Origin of the sequence: Shewanella sp. 10N.286.45.A1, assembly GCF_041470405.1 — a bacterium.
Lineage (GTDB): Bacteria > Pseudomonadota > Gammaproteobacteria > Enterobacterales > Shewanellaceae > Shewanella.
Map to the genome: position 1 here is coordinate 13,152 of NZ_JBFRMK010000041.1, position 2,213 is coordinate 15,364.

Annotated in this window: 4 protein-coding genes; all 4 read left to right on the forward strand. The window is 41.3% G+C overall.

Annotated elements, in window-relative coordinates; all coding sequences use genetic code 11:
• Nucleotides 1-550 precede the first annotated feature (550 nt).
• Genes rpsF through rplI form a run of 4 tightly spaced genes read left to right on the forward strand, consistent with a single transcriptional unit; the run spans nucleotide 551 to nucleotide 1,997 of the window.
• A complete protein-coding gene (gene rpsF, locus AB4238_RS03605; RefSeq protein ID WP_020910908.1) occupies nucleotides 551-964 on the forward strand; it encodes a 30S ribosomal protein S6 in 414 nt (137 codons plus the stop codon).
• A gap of 8 nt (nucleotides 965-972) precedes the next feature.
• Nucleotides 973-1,278, forward strand: a complete 306-nt coding sequence (gene priB / locus AB4238_RS03610) for a primosomal replication protein N (protein WP_020910909.1) — start codon at nucleotides 973-975, stop codon at nucleotides 1,276-1,278.
• Nucleotides 1,279-1,289: 11 nt separating this feature from the next.
• Nucleotides 1,290-1,517, forward strand: coding sequence for a 30S ribosomal protein S18 (gene rpsR, locus AB4238_RS03615; protein WP_005497284.1), 228 nt, complete (start codon nucleotides 1,290-1,292; stop codon nucleotides 1,515-1,517).
• A 27-nt stretch (nucleotides 1,518-1,544) separates the two neighbouring features.
• On the forward strand, nucleotides 1,545-1,997 hold the full coding sequence (gene rplI, locus AB4238_RS03620) for a 50S ribosomal protein L9 (protein WP_020910910.1): 453 nt from the start codon (nucleotides 1,545-1,547) through the stop codon (nucleotides 1,995-1,997).
• The last annotated feature ends 216 nt before the right edge of the window (nucleotides 1,998-2,213 follow it).

Consider the following 2,213-nt stretch of genomic DNA (forward strand, 5'->3'; position numbering starts at 1 on the left):
TTATCGCTAATCGTTATTCTCGGCTCTGGCATTCTGCTCCGCTCTCGATAATTGCTCCTGTATTATTCTACCTTCGACCATCCTTGGTCTCGTACCGCCTAAACCTGACCGCCAAGGAGAGCAGGAATACCTTATTTTGTATAGAAAAAATAGACCATTTAGTCGTATATAGAAGGCCATATTTACTGTATTAAGTGATTCCCTCATGCCCTAAATATCAGCCGCACGTTGTGAGCGTCTCAGAACTTTCACTGCTGCGTAGTATTGTCTCAAAAGGGAATAACCCTTTTGAGACAATGCGCCTTGAATTGAAAGCCCTGAGAAAGTTCTGAACTGGGTACACCCTTAATGGGATTGGTATAACTTGCTAGCGTAGTTAAAACGACAGGTATTACACATTTAATTTGGTTCTAGCTAAGTTATCGCTTGAGTCTAGTTGCTAATTTATGTATCATTCCGCGGCTTAAATCAGTCACTTTAATTAGTTCCTTGCCTCTATTAGGTTTGACTGAGCCAACAACGAGGCTAGATAACCGTAAGGAGCAAAAAAATGCGTCATTATGAAATCGTATTTTTAGTTCACCCTGATCAGAGTGAGCAAGTGCCAGGTATGATCGAGCGTTACACGGGTATTCTTACCCAAGCTGGCGGTCAAATTCACCGTTTAGAAGACTGGGGCCGTCGTCAACTGGCTTACCCAATCATCGAGTTGCATAAAGCTCACTATGTTCTTATGAACGTAGAGACTACTGCAGAGTCGGTTGAAGAACTTGAAACAGCTTTCCGTTTCAACGACGCTGTTTTGCGTAGCATGGTTATGCGTACTAAAGCTGCCATCACTGAAGCATCTCCAATGGCTAAAGCTAAAGACGAACGCGATACACGTCGTTCATCTGAAGAGCGTGCACCTCGTGCAGAAGCTACTGAAGAAGTTAAAGAAAGCGCTGAAAACACAGCTGAGTAAGTTTTTTTGTGACCACAAACAATTTGGTATTAGCAGGAACCATTACGCGTTCTAGACGATTTGATAGCCCAGCAGGCATTGCCCATACGGTATTGATGTTGGAGCACAAATCTCAACGTTATGAAGCAGAAATGCTACGCAACGTTTATTGTCAAATTCAAGTTGTATTAAGTGGTGAACGCTTTAACAGCGTTACAGAAAATCTGAAAGCCGGCGTAGAAATCCAAGTCGAAGGTTTCCTTAATCTGCAACAGAGCAGAAATGGTCAAAATCGTTTGGTTTTACACGCTGAAAATGTCGAATTGAAAACTTAGGAGACTGTCACATGGCACGTTATTTCCGTCGTCGCAAGTTCTGCCGTTTCACTGCAGAAGGCGTTACCGAGATCGATTACAAAGATATCGTTACTTTGAAGAACTACATCACTGAAAGTGGTAAAATTGTTCCTAGTCGTATCACTGGTACAAATGCTAAATATCAACGTCAACTAGCTCGCGCTATCAAGCGTGCTCGTTATCTTTCTCTACTGCCGTACACTGATTTACATCAGTAATACTGCAATAATTTAGAGGAATATAAAATGAACGTTATTTTACTTGATAAAATCGCTAACCTAGGCAACTTGGGTGACCAAGTTTCTGTAAAAGCTGGTTACGCTCGTAACTTCCTTTTACCACAAGGTAAAGCTGTTGTTGCTAACGCTGCTAACACTGAAGTTTTTGAAGCACGTCGTGCTGAACTAGAAGCTAAGTTAGCTGAAGAATTAGCTGCTGCTTCTGCTCGTGCAGAAAAAATCACTGCATTAGAAGCTGTTGTTATCGCTTCTAAAGCTGGTGACGAAGGCAAGCTATTTGGATCTATTGGTAACCGTGACGTAGCTGATGCAGTTACTGCAGCTGGCGTTGAGCTTGCTAAAAGCGAAGTACGTCTACCACTAGGTGCATTGCGCAACACTGGTGATTTCGAAGTTGAAGTTCAACTTCACACTGAAGTTAAAGCTATTGTTAAGCTTTCTGTTGTTGCAGAAGACTAATATTTTGCATTAATACCTTTGGGTATTGGCAAAGCTTTAATTTAAAACACCGCACTAATTTATTAGCGCGGTGTTTTTTATGCCTGAAAACTGAAAACAGTGATGATTGTATTTCTGAAGCTTGAAAATGCACAATTTTGTGTAGGTTTTATTGGGGTCGCATCAGTAAAAAAGGCATATGAATAGAACTCATATGCCTTTTATACCAATTGCATT